Source organism: Campylobacter concisus (assembly GCF_902460625.1).
GTDB classification, from domain to species: Bacteria; Campylobacterota; Campylobacteria; order Campylobacterales; family Campylobacteraceae; genus Campylobacter_A; species Campylobacter_A concisus_AD.
In genome coordinates this window covers 146,107-149,018 of record NZ_CABPUT010000003.1, presented here as the reverse complement: position 1 = coordinate 149,018, position 2,912 = coordinate 146,107, and the positions used below count along the sequence as shown (strand labels likewise).

At 31.3% G+C, this 2,912-nt stretch carries 1 protein-coding gene and 1 pseudogene; both read right to left on the bottom strand.

Annotated elements, in window-relative coordinates:
- Positions 1 to 166 precede the first annotated feature (166 nt).
- Entirely contained in the window at positions 167 to 1,522 is a 1,356-nt protein-coding gene (locus F3G69_RS02895) for a thioredoxin reductase (RefSeq protein WP_103600427.1), read from the bottom strand.
- A 3-nt stretch (positions 1,523 to 1,525) separates the two neighbouring features.
- Positions 1,526 to 2,912 (bottom strand): annotated as a pseudogene (locus F3G69_RS09255) (hypothetical protein); the annotation flags it as partial.

The following is a 2,912-nucleotide window of genomic DNA, read 5'->3' as shown; positions in this document are numbered from 1 at the left end:
TTACCTATGTGCATTATCTCTTTATAGTTTTCTTCTAGTTTTTCATATGAGGTTTTATAAAGTTCTATTAGACCAGTTACCATATAGATGCCTATGTCTTTGATTGTAGTGGCTTAATATATTTATATTTGGCTCCGTTTGGAGCCATAGATATTAAATTTATTATCTAATCCTTTATATTATGCTCTTTGGCATAGCTTAATATCTTTTGCCTAAGATCTTCCGGAAAACTTTCTCTATACATTACTGGTATTAAAGGATTTAGCTTTTTATCTAATTTACCAGCCTCATATAGTCTTGTTAGCTCTTCTGGCGTGTTATAGTATGGTGCATTAGGATAGCCCTCTGGTGGGGTTAGGGACATTATTTTGGATTCTAGGAGAGCAGAATCAATATAAAGAGAAAGATCTTTTTCACTCCATCTATTAGGAAAAGCACCTTTGCCATACTCTTCTTGAAATTCGCTCATGTGGCTTTTAATATAATTTACAAATTCCTCCCTCGTAGTCTCATTAGCATCAAAGTCTCTAGGATCTAATAGTTCACCTTTATCTTCTACTAATCTTCTTAAGCGTTTATGAAGAGAGCCGTCAGCATTATTAATGAGTCCATCTCTATTAAAATCTATCACAAAGTAATTACCTACTATTTCATCTAGATAAGGCATCATACCATATTCATCTAGTGGAGGATTTTTATATAGTTTAAGAATTTTCGTGTAGGTATCTAAATTTTTATTTACTCCAACTGTGTATGTATAATATTTAAAGCAATCTGCTAGTACATGTAGTGCTTCAACTTCTCCTAGTTGAGCTGCTAGAAATACTGCTTGAAATTCTCTTGCTTTAAATCCACCTTCATTTCCATTGCCTAGTGATTCACTATCTCCTAATACTCCAGCGCAAATTCCCCACTCTCCTATAAAGAGTTCTGATTTTAATGTATTTTTATTTCTATCTACTTCATCATAAATTTCAGCATATTCTGGTTTAGTTAGTTTGCCTTTATTATCTACTCTGGCTATTGCATCTTCTGGGATATCTATCATAGTGCATTTTAGATTACTTCTTTTTACTAGATAAATATATCTATCTCTTTTATCTTTTAAGCTTTCATAGTAAGCTTTTTCTGATTTAGTCCAAGGAGATAGTTTAGTCGAACTTGGTTTATAGCTAATATCTAGCCATGGTTTAAATGATAGATAGTCTGTTTGACCTAGAGAATTTGGTTTAGGGTTATAGTATAGTGGTTTATAGTTTTTATATGGAGATGAATCTAGGATGGAGCGGGAGTCAAGGACTAGTTTGGCTGCAAGATCTGGGGCTAACTGCATATTAGGATTTTTTTCAGCAACTATCAAATTCGTATTTTTATCAAATGGTATTTCCATTCCATTCGGAGCTATTACTATATATGTATTATTGTTATCCATTAAATTTCCTTTATTCATTCTTTTATTTACTGCTATTAGTGATATAGCTATTACTAAGATAGCTAAAGCTGTAAATACAATCTTTTTCATCTGTTATCCTATGTAAAGACCATCTTCCATTACTATGGTGGTAGCTAGACGACCTACTAGGCGAGGAGGGATAGTTTTTTCCTCTAAATTTTCATTTTCTTTCCAACTTTCCCTACACCCCACATACATACCCTTTACATTGTTGTTGCCTATTACATCTAATGCTTTTAATAGTCTTCTTGATTTATTATCAACTTCTGATCCATTAGTGTTTAAATTTCCATTTTTAAAGTCTTCTAGTATCTCCATAGCTTCGTTGTATTTGTCTATTGGCAAGGCTTGTTTTGAAGTGCTTTTACTTGTCTTATACATATCATAAATTTCCTCTCTTTGTTTTATATCTATTGAGTTTGATGGGCTTATATCTAGTTCTCTTTTAACCCCTTGCAGCATAAGCTCTTTTGGTGTATATGCTAGTTTCTTGTTTCTTTTGTTTAGGTTGTTAAAGAACTCTTCATCAGTTTTATTGTCTGTTCTTAGCTCATCTAGACATAGATAAGATATCATAGTATCTAGACTTATATCTTTTGATAGATTAGAGTCTAGTTTGTTTGTAGTGGTGTTTATGTCATAGTAGAAGAAGTTATGATAGTCTAGTCCTCCACTAGATAGTCTTCCTCCTATGATAGTTCTTTTTAGATCTATATTTATAAAAGATGAGTATATCTCTATAGGGTAGTAGGTATATTCACTTGTTTTATTTGAATAAGGTTCATAAGATATATTCTTAACAGCATAAGTTTCATCAAATTTATTTGTGAAATACTTATGAAGTATTAGTTCATAAGATCTTTTTTGGTGTTCGTAAGATGAGCTATAGGCACTATCTACTAAAAATTTAAGTCCAGCTCTTGTTATATTAGATACTGTTGCCTTTCCAGCATTTTTTACAAATTCTGTACCTATTCTTAATGTTATAAGTTTTTTTGTGATATCTTTATAGTCTTTTGCTAATTTTTCTTGATGTTTTAATTGATCTCTACCTTTTGCTTTTGCCTTTCGATCAAAATATGAAAAAAGGTAATCATTGCTTATTAGCTTTTGCATCCTAAAAAATTCACGTCTACTTAGAAGGTTAAAATTTTTTTTATCACTTGCACTAATTAACTTAAAAATAGGCTTTTCTTTTATTAGCGTGGCCAATCTAAGCTCTCCACCTGTTGCCATAAATATACCTTTGGCAACATTAAGAGGAGTAGCGTCTTTGCCTACATAAAACATTGTCCTTATGACGCTTTTCCATACAGTCTCACCGCATTTATCTATAAAAAAACCATAAAATGGAAATATATCGGATAATATATCGTTCATTATAGACTTTAATGAAAAATCTATCATATCCTTATACTCATCGTCATTTATCTGCTTTATATATTTTTTAAATTTCTCA